Below are 16,693 nucleotides of genomic sequence, written 5' to 3' on the forward strand. Positions count from 1 at the left end.
GCTGCATGGCTTCAAACGCCTCCGCATCCGCTGGGAACGACGAGCCGACATCCATGAAGCCTTCCTCCGCCTCGCCTGCTGCCTCATCACCCTCAGACAGATCAACTCATTCTGTTAGCTGTTGTAAAAGGAGGTGATTCCTGCCATGGCCAGCTGACCATCCCGATGGGTTCCCGCTTTAACACGCCGTACCGGTACGGGCACCGGGACTACCTGCGGGCCGTTCAGCGCGGGCCATACACGCTAAGAACAGCGGCCTCCCCGTGATCGCAAAATACTGGACCCAGCCAAGGAACAGCGCTGCTGGATGAAAGGAGAGCCACCTGCCAACTTCTTTGTGTCATCTGCCAGTACGGCGGCCAGGCCGGGCGGAGGAGACTTTCTGCCACGACCTCGAGCCGGCGAGCCTGTGAATCCAGAAGGCCGGCGGCCGGCGTGGCCACGTACACGACGAAGCACAGGAGGGGGCGACACGTGAGCGCGCAGCAGTACGACGAGATCGGTGAGGCCTTCGAGGGGTTCAAGTCCCTGCCTCTGATGCGTTACGGGGAGGTACCGAGCTTCCTGGGCATGGTCGGGGACGTGAGCGGCAAATCGGTTCTCGACCTGGCGTGCGGCACCGGCTTCTACAGCAGGAAGTTCAAGCGGCGCGGCGCCACGGATGTCCTCGGCGTCGACATCTCCGTCGAGATGATCGCCGCCGCTCGGGAGAGCGAGCGGCGTGAACCGCTGGGTGTGCGCTACGAAGTCGGTGACGTGGCCGAGCTACGGCCGCCCGGCCAGCGTTTCGACATCGCGGTGGGAGTGCAGTGCCTCAACTACGCCGCGGACATCGCGACGATGAAGCGGATGTGCCGCAACATCCACCGGAGCCTGGTGCCGGGCGGAGAGTTCTTCGTACTCGCCCAGAAGCCCGACTACCGGTTCGACTGCCCGTCCCTCGACAAGTACGGGTTCCGCTGCGAGCCGACCGGCGAGGAAACCGAAACAGGCCCGCGGGAACGGATCACCGCCCTCCTCGACCCACAGTCCATCAGCATTCTCACCACAGCCCCGCGCCGCGAGGTCTACGAGGACTGTCTGCGGGCGGCCGGGTTCAGTGAGATGGAATGGGTTCCGCTACAGGTGTCCGAAGCGGGAATCCGCGAGTTCGGCAAGGACTTCTGGACAGACCTCCTCGCACACCCACCACTGGAAATGCTCCGCTGCCGGACCTGACCAGTACCCTGGCGGATGCCTGCGCGGGGTGGGAGGGAACCGCCCTGGAGGTCCTGGCCTCACTCGACGTGAGGGTCACGGGCCTCCGCCGCCTGGCCGTCCTCACGCGCCTGACGCAGCGGAGCCCGTGACGGTCAGTCCAGCTTCTTGCCGAAGTGGAAGGCGTCGACGACCAGGCGCTCGCGGAAGTAGAAGCGGTGGGCGTCGGTGCGGTGGGTGCCGGAGTCCAGCCGGAACTGGTGACAGCCGGCCTCGCGGGCGCGCGTCTGCAAGTGCTCCAGGAGGTGGTGCCCGACGCCCGTGGAGCGCGCCTCGGCATCGGTGACGAGGTCGTCGACGTAGAGCATGCGCAGGGTGCTGGTGTTGACGGTTATGCGCCAACCGGCGGCACCCACGCATATCCCTTCGTCGTTGTACGCGGCGGTGAAGCGCAGCCCCTGCGCGTGCCCCTCCTCGTACACCTCCCGGAATATCTCTTCGGTGAGGTGCGGGCGCAGCTGGCGCAGGACGGGCAGGAGGTCGGAGGCGAGACGCGGATCGCCGGGGGCGAGCTCAATGATCTTCATGGCCGCACACCCTAGGCCATGGGGGCGGTTCAGTCTCAGAAGAACAGTTCGAGATCCTCGATGGGGCCCGGAGCCTGGGGACTGACCTAATTGCCGGGTTTGCGGCAGCGGTGTTGGGAAGATCACGCGCTTGCCCTCAACTGCGCTTGAGGTCCTACGGTCTCCGCATGGCTTGCCGACGTGCAGGCTCGGAACCAAAGAGCCGAAGTACCAGGAGGCACATCCCATGGCGACCCAGCAGTTCTCCGACGTCGAACTTGCCGGACAGCCCGCCGCGTACTGGACCGGTGTCGCCTACGAGGCGCTCATCGCGTACACCCGGGCCCAGCAGGCCACGAAGGGCTACACCCAGCCCCAGTTCTGGCTGCTGCGCAACCTGTCGGAGAACGACATCTCGCCCGACGGCGAAGGGATGACCCTGCCCGAGCTGCGGGCTGCCATGGCCTCCTACATCCGGCGCGAGGACGACCTGGCCGCGGAGGCCGAGGTACTCCTGGAGCGCGGCTGGCTGACCCGGGACGCGGAGGACCGGCTGTGGCTCACCGAGGAGGGGGAACGGGCGCGCGTCGACCTCGCGCGCAACGCTCCCGCCATCCGTGCCGCCCTCCACGAGGGCATCGACGACGCGGACTACGTCACCACGCTGAAAGTGCTCCAGCAGCTGATCCGCAACGCGGGTGGGACGGTCGCCTGACAGGCCGAGGGGCGCCGACGTCAGCAGCTTGAGCAGGCGCGATGGCAGGTGGTTCAGGCATCTCTCATTCGCATGAGTGGTGAGCCACCGGGGTCATCCGAAGAGCCCAGCACTAGCACATGTGCGGGTGTCTCGAACCTGACCAAGCCCTACCCGGGACCGGCGAAACCGTCGCCCAGCGTTGTCCAGTCGAGCGAAGCGTCGTCGGGCCAAAGCCGTCCTCGCTCTGGAGCACTACCGCTGAGAATGCTCACTGCCTGGGCCGGCCAGGCGGCGGTACGCGTCGGCATGGCTGCGCAGCATGGCCTCATGAAGCCGGCCGGATCCTGGTCGCGCGTCGCTGTCGAGGGCACTCGCGGGCAGATCCGGTTCTCCTGTACGCCGGGTGTCGGCGTTTGGCAATGGTCTTGGGCGTCCGTCCAAGTCGTTCCAAGTCGTTGATCAGGATCCGGCGGAAGGCGATCGCTTTCGGATCATTCACGCCGCTTGAGAGGCCGCGGGGGGCGGGGTGGCCTCGGTGATCGAGGACTTCCGCCGCATGTCAGCGGGGGCCACGGCAGCGCAGTTACCCAGCGATTACAGCCCGGCCCCTAGGATCTTGTAGGCCTCTAGGAGCGAATCCGCGTGCGCACGGCTTGCCCGCCCCGTTTCCGAACCCTATGGAGAGCCCTCGATGGAGAACCAATGAGCGCTGCCCCGCCAGTACCCGCCACGAACCGGGCGCGGCTGGTCGAGGTGGCCACAGCCGATCTACCGCGTCTTGCTTCTTTGTTCGACGCCGACTATCCCAACCTGGCCTTCGTCCACGCGGTCGTCGACGGAGCCATCCCGGGCAGGGCCTGGGCGCACTTCCGGAACGGTGCGCCTGTGACCTGTCTGGTCGCCACCACCGCGCCGTTCTGCCTTGCCGCCGGGGCCATGTCCCCCGCCTTCTTCGCCGAGGCCAAGACGCTGCTCGCCGGGCACGGCGAGGTACAGCTCGTCCACCCGCCGGGCCCTGACACCGGCGCCTGGGCGAAGCAGGCCGGCTTCACCGCGGGGCGGCGGCTCCATTTCACCCACCCCGATATCGGCTTCATCGCTCCTCCGCCGGCCGTCCCCGACGGCTACGCGCTGGTGCGGATCGACACGGAGACCTTCTCCGGCCTCGAATCCCCAATGGCACGGAGCATTTTCGGTACAGGCGCCCAGTACGCCGAACACGCGGTCGGCTTCGCCCTGGTCCAGGACGGCCAGGTGGCGGCAGACGCACACGGCGTCATCGGCGGCGGGCTGATCGAGCTCGGTATCCACACCCACCCCGACCACCGCCGCAAGGGCCTGGCGTCCGTGGCCCTCGCCGCGGTCAGCCGCTGGGGCAGTGGGCAGGGCCTGCGCTCCGTCATGACGTGTCACGCGGACAAGACGCCGAGTATCGCGCTGGCCCGGAAGCTCGGTCTGACCGAGGAATTCTCCTACCCGATAGCGAAAGCCATATGCTGAATCCTCCGTTATTCGAGTTATCCGAGTTGTCCGAGGCGATTTCCCCCGCATCGGTACGGCGTGTGCGTGAACTCATCGACCCGCACATTCGCCATACGCCGCTGCTGAGGGCGAAGGCACCGAGCCCGGTGGACATCCACCTGAAGTGCGAGAACCTTCAGATCACCAACTCGTTCAAGGCCCGGGGCGCGCTCAGCGCGCTGCATGCGTACCGGCGGTTCCGTCCGGAGGTATGGACCCGGATCGTCCGCGACGGCGTCGTGACAGGCAGCTCGGGCAATTTCGCGCAGGGCCTGGCGCACGTGACGTCGGAGCTGGATCTGGCGTACACGGTGGTGGTGCCGGATTCGATTCCGGAGGCGAAGCGGTCGCAGATCCTGGCGTACAACCCCAGGACGCGGATCGTTCGGGTCCCGTACCCGGTCTGGCGTCGCACCATGGTCTCCGCCTCCTTCCCCGGCCTGCCGGGTTTCTTCCTCTCCTCGGAGAGTGATCCGTACGTCTCGCTGGGCATCGCCACGATCGGGATGGAGATCCAGGACGATCTGCCGGACGTGGACGCGGTGCTGGTGCCGTACGGGGGCGGGAACCTCGCCTACAGCCTGGCGACCTACTTGAAGGTCCCCGTCTACGCGGTGGAAATCAGCACCGGAGCCCCATTGTCCGCGTCGCTGCGCGCGGGCCGCCCCACGGACGTGGAGTACGAGCGCTCATTCGTGGACGGCATCGGCGCGAGTTTCGTCATTCCAGCCCAGTTCGAGCGGCTGAAGGACAAGTTGGCCGGGGTGTTCACGGTGACTCCGCAGGAGGTCGCGGAGGCGCTGTCGTCGCTGGCGTTCGCCGACAAGATCGTCTGCGAAGGCGCGGGAGCCGCGGCGTACGCAGCCGCGCTGAAGCATTCCCCCTCGTACGGCTGGCGCAACCCCGTAGCCGTCGTCAGCGGCGGCGTCATCGATCCCGACGTCCTGCTGCACACCCTGACCACCACCGGTCAGCCGCTCACCACACCCATTTCCTAGCCTCAGAGGAGCAATGTCACTATGAGTGAAACCCTGCCCGTCATCGAGCCGGTGAGCCCCGCCATCGGGGCCCGGGTCACGGGTATCGATTTGTCGCAGGATGTTTCGGACGAGGCGTGGAGGACGGTCCAGGACGCCTTCCACCGGTACAACGTGCTGGTTTTTCCGGGACAGGACATATCGGTCGAGCAGCAGAAGACGTTCACCGCGCGCTTCGGGCCGCTGCTGACGCACAGCCACTTGCTGCCGATGACCATCGAGGGCCACCCCGAGGTGATGGTGCTCCACAACAACGAGCAGAAGCCGCCGGGGCTGAACGACTGGCACACCGACAACAGCGGCTGGGCCGAGCCCCCGCTCGGCACCGCCCTCTACGCCAAGGTCACGCCCAAGGTCGGCGGGGACACCCTCTACGGCAACATGTACCTGGCGTACGAGGCGCTGTCGGCGCCCATGCAGGAGCTGCTGCTCCAGCTGACTGCGACGCACGACGTGCGCAAGGCGTTCGGCCCGGACTACGGCAATCTGCAGAAGTCGCTGCGCAAGAAGGGCATCGACCCGGACCAGCAGTTCGCGGACCAGGACCCGGTGGAGCACCCGCTGATCCGTACGCACCCCGAGACGGGACGCCGGGCGCTGTACATCTCCAACCCTTACGTGACGCGGATCAACGGCGTGACCGACTCCGAGAGCCGGGCGCTGCTGGACTTCCTCCGCCGCCACATCGAGACCAACGAGCTGATCTACCGGCACCGTTGGACCCAGGGCGACCTGGTGATCTGGGACAACCGCTGCACCCAGCACCTCGCGGTCGCGGACTACTTCCCGCACGAGCGCCTGATGCACCGCATCAACATCGCGGGAGAGAAGCCCTTCCTGAAGGTCTGACCACATCCCATCTCCCCACCCGCCACGTCGTGCCGTGCCCTCGCCCCGAGCAGGGGCACGGCACGGCACTACGTGGCCCGGGCTGCGAGAGAGTCTTGGCCAGGGGCCGGCCGCCTGCCTGTCGCAGGCGTCGTTCTTGCGCCCGATCCTGCTCAAAGGTGTGCGCCCGTGGTCGAGAAGGGCACCAGTCCCGGCGTCCGAGTGAATGACGAACTTAGGTGAGGCTAGCCTTGTTTAATTGGGCGGGGGGAGCTCTGCGGAACACGGCCAAGGAGTGAGCATGGGAAGCCTCAGCGGAAAGGTCGCACTGGTCACCGGCAGTAGCCGGGGCATCGGGCGAGGTATCGCCGAACGCCTGGCCCGGGACGGCGCTCTGGTGGCCGTGCACTACGGCAGTAACGAGGCCGCGGCCGAGGAGACCGCCGCGACCATCGCCGAGGCCGGTGGCCGGGCGTTCATCGTGGGTGCCGAACTGGGCGTTCCCGACGACGTGGACACGCTCGTGGCTGGGCTGGAGGCCGGGCTGCGCGCGCACGGGGAATCGACGATCGACATCCTGGTTCACAACGCGGGGCTCAACCTCATGGGGCGACCGATCGAGGTTCTCACCCCCGCGGAGTTCGACCGGATGGTCGCGGTCAACATCAAGGCACCGTTCTTCCTCACCCAGCGGCTGCTGCCGCGGCTGCGCGACGGTGGCCGGATCATCAACATCTCATCCGTCTCCACCCGTATCGCCTCCTCCCACGGCATCGGTTATCCGCTCACCAAGGGCGCGCTCGAAGTGTTCAGCCACACCCTGGCCAAGCACCTCGGCCCCCGCGGAATCACCGTGAACTCCGTCGTCGTCGGCTTCACCCGCACCGACATGACCGCCGGAGTGCTGGCCGACCCGGCGAACCTGGAGCGCAACATCAGCCTCACCGCCCTCGGCAGGATCGGCCGGATCCCGGACATCGCCGACGCGGTCGCCTTCCTGGCCTCCGACGACGCTCGCTGGATCACCGGCACCAAGATCGACGTCACCGGCGGCGTCAGCCTGTAGCGACCTCGACGCGAGCCATCAGACCACGGCGGCCGGCCCTGGTCCGGGCATCCCTGGCGCCGTTCTACTGGCAGGCGACGTGGTGGCTCGGTGTGAAGGCGGCGTTGTTCCCCGCGCGATATCTGTCCGTCTTGTGCCACCCAGCGCAAGGGGCGAGATCAGGTTCGATACCACTCGTCAACCATCCCGTGCATCAGTTGTCACAAATACATAGCAAGATGACACCCTGTGATCGATCGCCAGTACCACCAGGCTCCACAACAGCCATACGCGCCACAGCCCCCATACCCACACCCTTACCAACAAGGGCACCCCTACCAGCAGCAGGCCCACCCGTACCAACAGGCGCAGGCATATCCGTACCCGCAGCCGCATCCGTACCTTCAGCAGCCCCCTCCACCGCCCGCCGCGCCCGAAGAGGTCGGGGATCTGCGCCGCATCCTTTTCGCCGGGATCGACGGCATGATCACGCTCTTCGGCGGTTTCGGCCTCGCCGTGCGGCTCTCGGAGGGCAAGGGCACGGGCGCCTACTGGACCTACGCCGTCATCTGCTTCTTCGGCGTGTCCTTCGTCCATCACGTGCTGGGGGCGGTGCTCTTCCGGACCACTGTGGGCAAGTTCCTGCTCATGACACGCGTGGTGCGCGCCGACGACGCGGGACGACCGCGCTTCTGGCGAGCCGTGCAACGCTGGCTCCTCGGACTGACATGGCTCCCGATGCAGCCGATCCTGGCAGTGTTCGGCGATGACGGCGATCCGTACGAGGACGGCTGCGGCCTGCGGTACGTCCGCAGCAAGGACCTGCGCCGCTAGGGCGTATCCGCGAAGTCAGGGAAGCCATAGTCGTCGGTAGGCCAGTGTGGCCAGGGCCGATCCGGTCTTTGGCTTCGCTGATGAGATTCAGCGCAGGAGCCGGGTCACGGTCCCCGAGCCGGCGGCACGGCCGTGGTGGCGGAAAACGAAGGGCTGGCCTTCCTCAATGGCGACGGGCCGTTCGAGCGCGACTTCTACCATGCCCCCGTGAAGCGGATGCAAAATGTCCGTGGCCTGGGTCAGCGACACGACGCCCGGTACCACAGCGGCACGGAAGTGGAACTGCAGGCGCTCGCCCGTGCTTACCGCGACAGAACCTTGTTCCTCGGACAACAGCGCGATGTCCGCTTCGAACCCCGCATGCGCGGTGACCGATCCGGGCGCCGCGATCACCTGCCCTCGCTCAGTCGTGTCAGCCGGGCCAGCCGCCACGCCCGGTAGCAACAGGCCCACGTTCATCCCCGCACTCGCTTCGCCGACCGGCCGGCCGCAGACCCCCTCTATGCCTTCGACGGGAACGATCGCGCCGCCGCCGAAGCCGACGATCTCCACCTCGTCACCTTTGCGAACCCGTCCACGCTCGATCCGCCCCGTCAGCAGGACCACCCGGCCCTGGTTCCGGCAGAAGACGTCCTCGACACACATCAGGAACGGCTCGTCCGCCGCGTTCACCCAGCCTCTCCTTACAGTCATCAGCCGTAGACAGATCAGATCGCCGAGGCTAGCAGTGGCCGCTCACTATGCTGTGCGTGCTCCCGCTGTGAGAAGACCGTGGTGTCTGTCTGGCCCATGCCCGTGATGCCGGTTTAGGTCGCTCAGCGGCGCGGCTTGGGCTCGTCCGGCTCCAGCAGGTGTTCCTGCGCCGCGCCGGCACGGCGTTCACATCGCGACGTCGAGAATCGCCCCCAGCAGCCCGCCGACGAGTGCACAGCAGAAGCCGCCCTTGAGGAGCCGTGCCTGGATGCGGGTGCGTTTCGCGTTCATCGGGCCGCCGTGGATCAAGGCCGGGACGCTCACGCACAGGAGGGTCAGCCCGAGACACGTTGCCGCGAGCCAGCCAAGTGCATACGCGGGGTGGACCACGTAGTAGGTCCATGGGGCCTTGGCCACCTCGACCCGGCGCCCCATCGCGTAGTCCGGCTCGACTCTTGCGCGGTGATCCACGACTCGGCCGTCCGAGGAACGGAAAGTTCCCTGGGACGTCACGTTGACCCCGCCCCGGCTGCCGGTCGTGTATTCGTGCGTCTCCACCGTGAGCGTGCCGCGGGTGCCCGCAATACCGGCCGCGAACGGGAGGCCGCACGCGCTGAAGCCGCCGACGAGACAGGCGAGCAGCAGCGCGACCACGCCGCCGAACCGCACCTTGGCGGGTGATGCATTCATTCTGGCCGGGTGCCTCATCTGCGTTCTCGGGGCGGCCTCCCCCGTGTGCCTTCCCGTGCTCGGCTGGCCTGATCGCGGTTCACCGTAGACAACGTTCGTAGCGCTGCGGCTGCCCAATTCGCCACAAGTGGGCGGCTGTACGGCCGATCCATATGCAGCCTTGGCTGCATATGGATCGTTGGTTTACCACTCGTTTACCCGGGTCGGCCGCCGATAAAGGGAAGGGCCGCGAGGGGGTTCATTCCCTCGCGGCCCGTCTCGACCGTCCCCGGCGCTCAATCACCGGGGATGGTGTTTACCAGCTCCAGTAGCCGTGCGAGATCCAGCCCGAGACGCCCGTGGTGGCGTCGTAGATCTTGTCCCACTGGCCGTCGCCCGAGACGTCACGGTGGGCCAGGCGGTGGTCGCTGTAGCACAGGCCGACGACCGAGGAGGACGTGCTGGCGGCGGCGCGGATGCGGACACCCTCGCCCCTGCAGTGACCGTAGACGTCGTCGGCGTAGGCCGGCGCGGCCAGAGCGGCGCCGCCGAGCGTAACCGCCACCAGCAGACCGGCAACTCCGGCAGCGCGCTTGCCCGCGCCCTTCCCCCGTATTGCAGAAATCACGTATTGCTCCTCAGAGATGTACCTTCCGGCACTGTTGATCTTCAGTCCCGGTGGCCGGAATCTATCACCGTCATGATCATGACCAGTCGGTCGATACCGATCCATGACGTGATCACGACATGGTGGTGACATGCCGTCACATCCCCCTTTTCATCCGGAAGATTGGCTTCCGCCAACGGGGTGTCAGATCGACAGGACCCATGGCATGCGGCCCTTTCCGTTCCCGGAGGGTTCGTGGGCTGTCTCAGGCCGGGTGCGGGCCGAAGCGCATGACGTAGGGGCCGGGGTCGGTGCCGGTGCCGTACGGGTGCCAGTCGGCGAGGCCGTCGCCGTTGGGCGTGCCGGTGGTGACGAAGGCGGCGAGCGCGCCCGCGAAGGACCGCGCCAGTTCGTGGTCGTGGCCGTTGACGGTGCCGAGCATGGGAGCGTCGGGAAGGGTTCGGTGATCGAGGCTGTCGGCCAGATGCTGGTATGCCTCCAGGAGCTGCTGCCAGGTCAGCGCGCGCAGGGCCTGGCCGGGGTCGTCGGCCCGGTCGGTGCCAGGAGGCGTAGGTAGGCGGCGGTGGTCGCGGCGGCGTCGGCCGGGTCCTGGGGCGCCAGGCCCTGGGGGCCGCTCTGGACGACGACCCGGCGGATCATGCCGCTGGTGGCGGGGTCGATGGCGAGGGACATCGTCGAGTACGCGCCTGCCGACTGGCCGCCGACGGTGATGAGGGCGGGGTCGCCGCCGAAGGCGGCGATGTTCTCGGTGACCCAGCGCAGGACGGCTGCCTGGTCCTGGGGGCCGAGGTTGTCGGCGCCGATGGCGGGCAGGTGGAGGAAGCCGAAGGGACCGATGCGGTAGTTGGCGGTGACCACGGTGATGTCGCCGAGTGCGGCCAGGCGGGCGCCGTCGTACCAGTCCCAGCCTCCGGAGCCGCTGGACCAGCCGCCGCCGTGGAATCACACCAGTACCGGCCGCGGCGCCGACCCGTCGGCGAGGGACGCGGCCGGGGTCCATACGTTCAGGTTGAGGCAGCCATCTTCGTCCCAGTCCGGGACACGTGGCCCCATCAGCCGCGATGACGCGGGGCTGCTCAAGACGCGTTTTCGTCGCTCAGGCCGATGACTCCCGGCTCACGGCGAGAAGGACCCGCAGCGCGGTGGCCAGGTCTTGGAGCGGGCAATCCCCTGAAGTCATCGACTTCGGTTCACCCCCCTGCGACCTCACGACACGGCAGCGGCTCACAAGGGCCATCTGCTCGTCAACCTGCGGATATCCAACGGGAATCGAGCAAAAGAGCCCCCCTGCTATGGTGAACCGATGGCATCGGTCAAGCACTTCCAGGTCACCTTCGACTGCGCAGAACCCGAGCACGTCGCTCGTTTTTGGTGCGAGGTGTTGGGGTACGTCGTACCGCCACCGCCGAAGGGGTTTGCCACTTGGGACGATTTCGGTCGCTCGCTGCCGACCGAGGATCAGGGTTCATGGTTCGCATGTATTGATCCCTCGGGTGTGGGCCCGCGGCTGTTCTTCCAGCGCGTTCCCGAAGGCAAGGTCGTCAAGAATCGACTGCACCTCGACGTACGGGTCGGCACCGGACTCGTCGGTGAAGAGCGACTGGCCACGCTTGAGGCCGAATGCGCACGACTGGTCGCGCTCGGCGCGGTACGCGTGCGGCTGCTGCCTGCCGATGACGACAACGAGTCGTGCATCGTGATGCAGGACATCGAGGGCAACGAGTTCTGTCTCGACTGAGCATCCTCCGAGACGGCGAGGTGGAGAGCCCTCGTGCTCGACTCGGGTGACGATCTGGTGGTTTGTCGAGTAGCGATAGCTTCTCGGCTGAGCGGCGGTGGAGTAGTCCCGGTAGGGACACCAGCGTGCCGTTCACGATCAGCACGGTGCCCGGATGGAACCGGCGTGGGGTATGAAGTCAACTCGAACCCGCCGCTGCGACCATCGTGCTCTTGAGGCGGCCTGGTCAAGCGGTAGCGGGCCATGGCGCATTCGGGACAGCCCTCACCTCGCTGAAGCCGGGAGACCGCCCGGTCGGCAGTTCACCCGTTCGTGTCGCCTTTGCTCCGTTTCGCGTGTCGCAGTTCTGGAAGAACTTGGAGGAGTCCGGGTTTTTACCGAAAATCATGAAGGAGTGCAATCGTGACACGCGGCACGCCCAGACACCTCACCGGCACCGCCCTCGCGGCGGCCCTCTTCCTGGCCTCTCTCGGCCTCGCTGCTCCCGCCTACGCAGAGACTTCCTGCACGGTCAACGGCGTCACCAAGACGGGCTCGGACATCACGGGCACGGAGGGCGCCGACACCATCGTCTGCACGTCCGTCGACGCCGGCAGCGTCGTCGACGCGCTCGGGGGAAACGACACCATCACCGTCACCGGCCCGGTGAACGGCAGCATCCGCGGCGGCGATGGCGACGATCACTTCACGGTCGAGAGCACCGGATCGGTGGGTGGGGCCGGTTCACTCGACGGGCAGACAGACGTCGACACCTTTGACATCTACGGTTCCGTTGCGGGTGCCATCCGGGGCGGCCAGGGAAAGGACGAGATCCACCTGTACCGGGGCGCGACCCTTTTGAAGAGCGGCGACATCCGGGGCGCCAAAGAGGCGGACAAGATCACGATTGACACCGGGGTCGACGTCGAGGGTCTGGTCGAGGGCAACGAGGACAACGACACGATCACGATCGACACCGTGGGCCCCGACGGCAGGGTGCACGGCGACGATGGCAACGACACGATCACCGTCACGAAGAACCAGAACATCGTCGACGGTGGGGCCGGGACCGACACCTGCCACGTCGGCGGCAATCCGCCCTTGAACTGCGAGATCCTCTGATTCCTCGAACGCACGAAGAGCCACCGTCACGAAGGCGGGGCGGACTCGCGGGTGCGGGGCGCCGACGGCCTGAGTCAGCCGCCGAGGGCAACGAGTCCGCCCACCCGAATCGCCAGGATCGTCACCAGGCGCCCGGCCCATGCCCCCGGGCGAGGTCCTTGAGGACCAGTTCCTGGTCGACGTCGCCGTCGAGGTCCCGGACGCATGCCTCGAACGAGTAGCCCGCTGACCTACTTCAAGCGGCCGCGGGCGCGCTCAGGGGTAGGTGATGTGCCGCCAGTCGTTGCCGAGCTCGGTGATGACGGGGGCCGATGTCTTCCCGAGCCGAGTGGCGGCTCGCCCAGTTTGGGGCTTTCACGGCTGATCTGTGGGTCGAGTGCCTGGGACCCCGAATTGCAGCTCATCGCTCGCCTGTGTGCGGGGTCGGCGAGGGCAGTATTGCAAACATCGTCCGCAAACGCCCTGCCCCGCACTACCGTCCTCCTCATCACTGCTTCGACCCGCACGAGGAGGCGCAGCCACGTGGGCAAGCACGGCGACGGCAAAGGCGGCGAGGAGGGCGACAAGCAGCAGTCGCCCCGTGAGAGCGATGGGCAGTGGACCAAGCCCGTGACCGACCCGCCGAAGAAGAAGTAGCCCCTGCACATGAGCACTCCCGAACGGCTCGTTCAAATCCTCACGAACAAGGGATCGCTCCCGCCCGGATCGCCCTGGGCCGACGCTGTCGCCCGGGTGCGGCGGGAGCTGTTCCTCCCCGACACCTTCGAGGCCAACGACCGTGTCTTCGACCGCAGCCGCGACCCGAAGCGATGGGCCTGGGCCGTCTACGCCGATCGGCCCCTGGTCACCCAGATCAACGGTGGACAGGACCTCGGCGAAGACGCCTACCAGTTACCGACCTCGTCAAGCTCCATGCCCACGGTCATGCTCCAGATGCTCGACCTCCTCCACGTCCGCGACGGCGACACCGTCTTCGAGGCGGGAGCGGGCACCGGGTACAACGCGGCCTGGCTGTGCCATCGCCTCGGGCCCGGCCGTGTGACCACCATGGACATCGACCCCGAAGTCGCCAAGCAGGCCGAGGCCAACCTTTCCCGGGCCGGCTTCGCCCCGCGGGTTCTGAGCGGGAACGCCGAAGAGGGCTTACCCGACGGCGGCCCCTACGACAGGGTGGTCGCGACGTTCACCGTCCCGGAGATCCCGTACCCGTGGGTCGAGCAGACCGCCGAGGGCGGACGGATCGTCGCCCCGTGGGGCGGAGGGATCCACCACTACGGCTTCGCGGTCCTCGACGTGCGCGACGGGCGGGCCGCCGGGCGCTTCGCCGGCTACCCCGCCTTCATGCGCACCCGCACCCAGCCCGCGCAAGGCGGACGGCTGCGCGACTTCTACCACCACGAAGACGAGGCCGCTCCCAGCCGCACCCACGTGTCCCCCCTCGACATCAGCGGCGACTCCGACGCCCTCTTCTGGATCGACACCGTCGTCCGCGAAGCCTGGCATCGCGTCGGGGAGGCCGATGACGGCTCGGAGGAGGCCACCTTGTGGCTGTTGTCCGCCGACCGCGCCTCCTGGGCCACCGCCGAGTACGTCCCGGGGCAGACCGAGTACGCGGTCGAACAGTACGGGCCCCGCCGGCTGTGGGACGAGGTCGAGGCCGCCTACCGGAAGTGGGTGGACCACGGCCGTCCGGAACGCGACCGCGCCGGGCTCACGGTCACCCGTGAAGGGCAGCACGTATGGCTGGATGACGAGGACAACGTCATCGCCACGGTCCCCGCGGCCGTGCGGGTTCAGTACTGAGAGACCCCACTCCCCCTGGGACTCACTGCTCGGCGGTCCTGGCCGTACAAGCTCGAGCGGCGAGGACTACCGCGCCGGCGCCTTGGCCTCGTGGCTGGCCGCCATCGGTGTCCCGTGTCCTTGGCTCGCAGTTCGGCGGTGTTTCAACGGGGGCCGAGGGGGTCGTCGTTACGCGGACCAGGCGCAGGACGTTGTTCGCCCCTGTCGATGGCCGATGCCTGGGCAACGAGGTGTTCTTCGGCGTGCCGTGCGGGGGCATCCGCATCGAGCGCTCCTCGGGGCAGGGGTATTCCCGTCGGCTCAACCGCAGCGGTGACCGGCAGCCAACGCAGCCCCGCACCGGATCGTGCAGCCCCGCCCGCGCTTTGACCCGCGCACCCAGAACGTCAGCGAATTGGCGCTGAGGCGACGGTGAAAGCAGGGGCGATCGTCACTGCGGCCGGGGTCTCTGTACGGGCAGGGGCTTTATCCAGCCACGGACGACCGTGCGTGGACCGGCTGCACAGACGAAGGCCCGGGAAGGTGCCTCGAACTCTCTTCCCTTCGGTGCAATTTCACTGTCTTGCACAGGCGTATGAGACGAGGGCCTTCATCGACGCACGGCTAATTTCACGTCAAAGATCACCAGGGGGTGGGCAGCGCACTCGGCGTTTCCATAAGCTCACCGAGCGCGACAGGTTCTTCACAGAACAACCACAGAAAGCTAACATGCACAGACATCTCAAGGGCGTCAGCCGCCTCATAGGGGCCCCTTTCCTGGCCCTGCTCCTGCTCACCACCGGCATCGTCGCCATCTCCTCCACGGCGCAAGCCGCGGACAGCGACGCATGGACGTTCGCCACCGCCAACGGACGCCGTCTCGATGCCCAGAACGGCAACACAGGCGACGGCGTGTTCGTCGTCGCCAACAACACTCCCGGCTACCACCAGGAGTGGCGTCTGATCCCGCTCGGCAACGGCGAGTTCCAGGTCGCGAACAACTTCACCGGCAAGTGCTTGTCCGAGGGCTTCCCCTTGACCCAGCAGTCGTGCGGCAAGAAGGGCCAGGAGTGGCACTTCCGCCCGGTCACCGGCAAGACGAACACGTTCATGCTGGTCCGCAGCAGTAATGACCGCTGTCTCGACATCGCTTTGAACGCTCAGTATTCGGACGCCTGGACCCAGGTCTACGGCTGCAACGGCACCGCGGCGCAGCAATGGGCCGTCCCGGCGACCAGGACGCCCGAGGCGATGAAGCTCGCGGTCGAGTACTACTCGCACCTGTGCTCCACCAACACCTCCACCTGTTCCTGGAAGCAGACGTCGGAGGGGGCCCCGGAAGCCCTGCCGCGTGAGAAGGCGTCCTCGGTCTGGTACAACGACACCTCGGACAAGGTGACCCAGGTCTTCACGACGATCTACCACAGCGGCTGGGCGCAGAGCCTGTCGGTTGGGCTTTCAGCCTCCCTGGGCGTCTCCAACCCGGTGCAGGCGATGATCTCCCAGCAGCTCACGGCGACCACGGTCTACACGTCCGACGAGTCCACCATCAACGGTGTGGCCGTCACGGTCCCGCCCAAGCAGTACGGCTGGGTCGACTTCGCGGCCGTGGCCAAGAAGGTCACCGGCACCTGGACCTTCGACAAGGGCCGCTTCTCTTGGACGGCGGACGCCACCGTCACGGTCCCCGTCGTCAGCTCCCCGGTCGGCTCGACGATGTACATCGCGCACACCGGTACGACCCCGCCGGGCATCACCCCGCCCGCGGGCGACCCGGCCGGCGGGGGCGCCATGGCAGACACTTTCGTCACCGCTGTCAGCAAGACCTATGCGCCGCCGGCCGACACCCACCTCGCCGCCTACGGCAATGGTGTGAAGTTCACCGACGACAAGGGAACGACTCTGGGCACCGTTCTGCCCGGCGAATTCACCGATACCGAGGGCAAGACGCACGGAGTGCGTCTGTCGGTCAGCGGTAACACGGTGACCCAGACCATCGCGGACGCTCCCGGGGACACCATCAAGGGGACCATGGCGCCGCCGGTCTTCTCTCTGGGCGGCGCCCAGCAGTCGGTGTCCACAGCTTCGACGCCGAAGGGGGCCCTTGCTTCTCCCCTTGCATCGTTCGGTCTGTCGCAGGTTGCTGACGGGGAGTCGGCGAACCACAAGACGTGGAGAGAGTGCATGAAGGGCAAGATGAGCGACGGAATGATCTACGGAGGCATTGGCGGGGCGGCTGGTGGGCTGCCCGGGGCTGCGACCGGGTTCACGCTGGGGGTAATCGCCGGTTACTTCGCAGGACGGTCTTCCTGCGGCCCGGAGCCGAAGGACTGAACGGCCCTCCCCCTCCCCATCCC

At 67.1% G+C, this 16,693-nt stretch carries 17 protein-coding genes and 1 pseudogene; 12 read left to right on the forward strand and 6 right to left on the reverse strand.

Translation table 11 applies throughout. From position 1 onward, the window contains the following. Both K6I33_RS17710 and K6I33_RS17715 read left to right on the forward strand, forming a co-directional pair. Window positions 1–118: pseudogene (locus K6I33_RS17710) on the forward strand (IS5/IS1182 family transposase); the annotation flags it as partial. A 356-nt stretch (window positions 119–474) separates the two neighbouring features. After that, window positions 475–1,218, forward strand: coding sequence for a class I SAM-dependent methyltransferase (locus K6I33_RS17715; protein WP_229353295.1), 744 nt, complete (start codon window positions 475–477; stop codon window positions 1,216–1,218). Window positions 1,219–1,352: 134 nt separating this feature from the next. Here the strand turns inward: K6I33_RS17715 and K6I33_RS17720 are convergent, their stop codons facing one another. Then, window positions 1,353–1,784, reverse strand: coding sequence for a GNAT family N-acetyltransferase (locus K6I33_RS17720; protein WP_229353271.1), 432 nt, complete (start codon window positions 1,782–1,784; stop codon window positions 1,353–1,355). 226 nt (window positions 1,785–2,010) lie between these two features. On the opposite strand from K6I33_RS17720, the gene K6I33_RS17725 reads away from it, so the two are divergent. From K6I33_RS17725 to K6I33_RS17755, 6 genes are all read left to right on the forward strand, one after another. Further along, window positions 2,011–2,478, forward strand: a complete 468-nt coding sequence (locus K6I33_RS17725; protein ID WP_229353272.1) for a MarR family winged helix-turn-helix transcriptional regulator — start codon at window positions 2,011–2,013, stop codon at window positions 2,476–2,478. Between the two features lie 684 nt (window positions 2,479–3,162). Beyond that, complete coding sequence (locus K6I33_RS17735) at window positions 3,163–3,960, forward strand: GNAT family N-acetyltransferase (RefSeq protein WP_229353273.1); 798 nt, start codon at window positions 3,163–3,165, stop codon at window positions 3,958–3,960. A gap of 62 nt (window positions 3,961–4,022) precedes the next feature. Continuing rightward, window positions 4,023–4,979, forward strand: a complete 957-nt coding sequence (locus tag K6I33_RS17740; protein WP_229353274.1) for a pyridoxal-phosphate dependent enzyme — start codon at window positions 4,023–4,025, stop codon at window positions 4,977–4,979. A gap of 21 nt (window positions 4,980–5,000) precedes the next feature. Then, window positions 5,001–5,867, forward strand: coding sequence for a TauD/TfdA family dioxygenase (locus K6I33_RS17745; RefSeq protein ID WP_229353278.1), 867 nt, complete (start codon window positions 5,001–5,003; stop codon window positions 5,865–5,867). A 280-nt stretch (window positions 5,868–6,147) separates the two neighbouring features. Continuing rightward, entirely contained in the window at window positions 6,148–6,912 is a 765-nt protein-coding gene (locus K6I33_RS17750; protein WP_229353280.1) for an SDR family NAD(P)-dependent oxidoreductase, read from the forward strand. 228 nt (window positions 6,913–7,140) lie between these two features. After that, complete coding sequence (locus K6I33_RS17755) at window positions 7,141–7,725, forward strand: RDD family protein (protein ID WP_308297209.1); 585 nt, start codon at window positions 7,141–7,143, stop codon at window positions 7,723–7,725. Window positions 7,726–7,812: 87 nt separating this feature from the next. Here K6I33_RS17755 and K6I33_RS17760 read toward each other — a convergent pair whose 3' ends face one another. The 5 genes from K6I33_RS17760 to K6I33_RS17780 form a co-directional block, all read right to left on the reverse strand. Beyond that, window positions 7,813–8,397 (reverse strand): EF-Tu/IF-2/RF-3 family GTPase, encoded by a 585-nt coding sequence (locus tag K6I33_RS17760; RefSeq protein WP_229353283.1) that lies wholly within the window; start codon window positions 8,395–8,397, stop codon window positions 7,813–7,815. 207 nt (window positions 8,398–8,604) lie between these two features. Further along, a complete protein-coding gene (locus K6I33_RS17765; protein ID WP_229353285.1) occupies window positions 8,605–9,108 on the reverse strand; it encodes a hypothetical protein in 504 nt (167 codons plus the stop codon). A 295-nt stretch (window positions 9,109–9,403) separates the two neighbouring features. Further along, a complete protein-coding gene (locus K6I33_RS17770) occupies window positions 9,404–9,715 on the reverse strand; it encodes an SH3 domain-containing protein (RefSeq protein WP_229353287.1) in 312 nt (103 codons plus the stop codon). A gap of 244 nt (window positions 9,716–9,959) precedes the next feature. Beyond that, window positions 9,960–10,136, reverse strand: coding sequence for a hypothetical protein (locus K6I33_RS17775; RefSeq protein ID WP_229353289.1), 177 nt, complete (start codon window positions 10,134–10,136; stop codon window positions 9,960–9,962). A 74-nt stretch (window positions 10,137–10,210) separates the two neighbouring features. Further along, complete coding sequence (locus K6I33_RS17780; protein ID WP_229353297.1) at window positions 10,211–10,597, reverse strand: carboxylesterase family protein; 387 nt, start codon at window positions 10,595–10,597, stop codon at window positions 10,211–10,213. Between the two features lie 421 nt (window positions 10,598–11,018). Between K6I33_RS17780 and K6I33_RS17785 the strand changes: the two genes are divergently transcribed. The 4 genes from K6I33_RS17785 (at window position 11,019) to K6I33_RS17800 (ending at window position 16,670) form a co-directional block, all read left to right on the forward strand. Beyond that, complete coding sequence (locus tag K6I33_RS17785; protein WP_229353291.1) at window positions 11,019–11,453, forward strand: VOC family protein; 435 nt, start codon at window positions 11,019–11,021, stop codon at window positions 11,451–11,453. 402 nt (window positions 11,454–11,855) lie between these two features. Beyond that, the gene (locus tag K6I33_RS17790) at window positions 11,856–12,554 is read left to right on the forward strand and encodes a hypothetical protein (RefSeq protein WP_229353292.1); all 699 of its coding nucleotides are present in this window, start codon (window positions 11,856–11,858) and stop codon (window positions 12,552–12,554) included. A gap of 645 nt (window positions 12,555–13,199) precedes the next feature. Continuing rightward, entirely contained in the window at window positions 13,200–14,357 is a 1,158-nt protein-coding gene (locus K6I33_RS17795; RefSeq protein WP_229353293.1) for a methyltransferase domain-containing protein, read from the forward strand. Window positions 14,358–15,065: 708 nt separating this feature from the next. Beyond that, complete coding sequence (locus K6I33_RS17800; protein ID WP_229353294.1) at window positions 15,066–16,670, forward strand: RICIN domain-containing protein; 1,605 nt, start codon at window positions 15,066–15,068, stop codon at window positions 16,668–16,670. Window positions 16,671–16,693: the final 23 nt, after the last annotated feature.

Source organism: Streptomyces sp. UNOB3_S3, from assembly GCF_020740895.1.
In the GTDB taxonomy this organism is placed as follows: Bacteria; Actinomycetota; Actinomycetes; order Streptomycetales; family Streptomycetaceae; genus Streptomyces.

Bases quoted from the DNA above. Each gene is read 5' to 3' on its own strand.
- K6I33_RS17720 (WP_229353271.1), bottom strand. From the start codon at position 1,784: ATGAAGATCATTGAGCTCGCCCCCGGCGATCCGCGTCTCGCCTCCGAC.
- K6I33_RS17725 (WP_229353272.1), top strand. From the start codon at position 2,011: ATGGCGACCCAGCAGTTCTCCGACGTCGAACTTGCCGGACAGCCCGCC.
- K6I33_RS17735 (WP_229353273.1), top strand. From the start codon at position 3,163: ATGAGCGCTGCCCCGCCAGTACCCGCCACGAACCGGGCGCGGCTGGTC.
- K6I33_RS17745 (WP_229353278.1), top strand. From the start codon at position 5,001: ATGAGTGAAACCCTGCCCGTCATCGAGCCGGTGAGCCCCGCCATCGGG.
- K6I33_RS17750 (WP_229353280.1), top strand. From the start codon at position 6,148: ATGGGAAGCCTCAGCGGAAAGGTCGCACTGGTCACCGGCAGTAGCCGG.
- K6I33_RS17765 (WP_229353285.1), bottom strand. From the start codon at position 9,108: ATGAATGCATCACCCGCCAAGGTGCGGTTCGGCGGCGTGGTCGCGCTG.
- K6I33_RS17775 (WP_229353289.1), bottom strand. From the start codon at position 10,136: ATGCTCGGCACCGTCAACGGCCACGACCACGAACTGGCGCGGTCCTTC.
- K6I33_RS17785 (WP_229353291.1), top strand. From the start codon at position 11,019: ATGGCATCGGTCAAGCACTTCCAGGTCACCTTCGACTGCGCAGAACCC.
- K6I33_RS17795 (WP_229353293.1), top strand. From the start codon at position 13,200: ATGAGCACTCCCGAACGGCTCGTTCAAATCCTCACGAACAAGGGATCG.
- K6I33_RS17800 (WP_229353294.1), top strand. From the start codon at position 15,066: ATGCACAGACATCTCAAGGGCGTCAGCCGCCTCATAGGGGCCCCTTTC.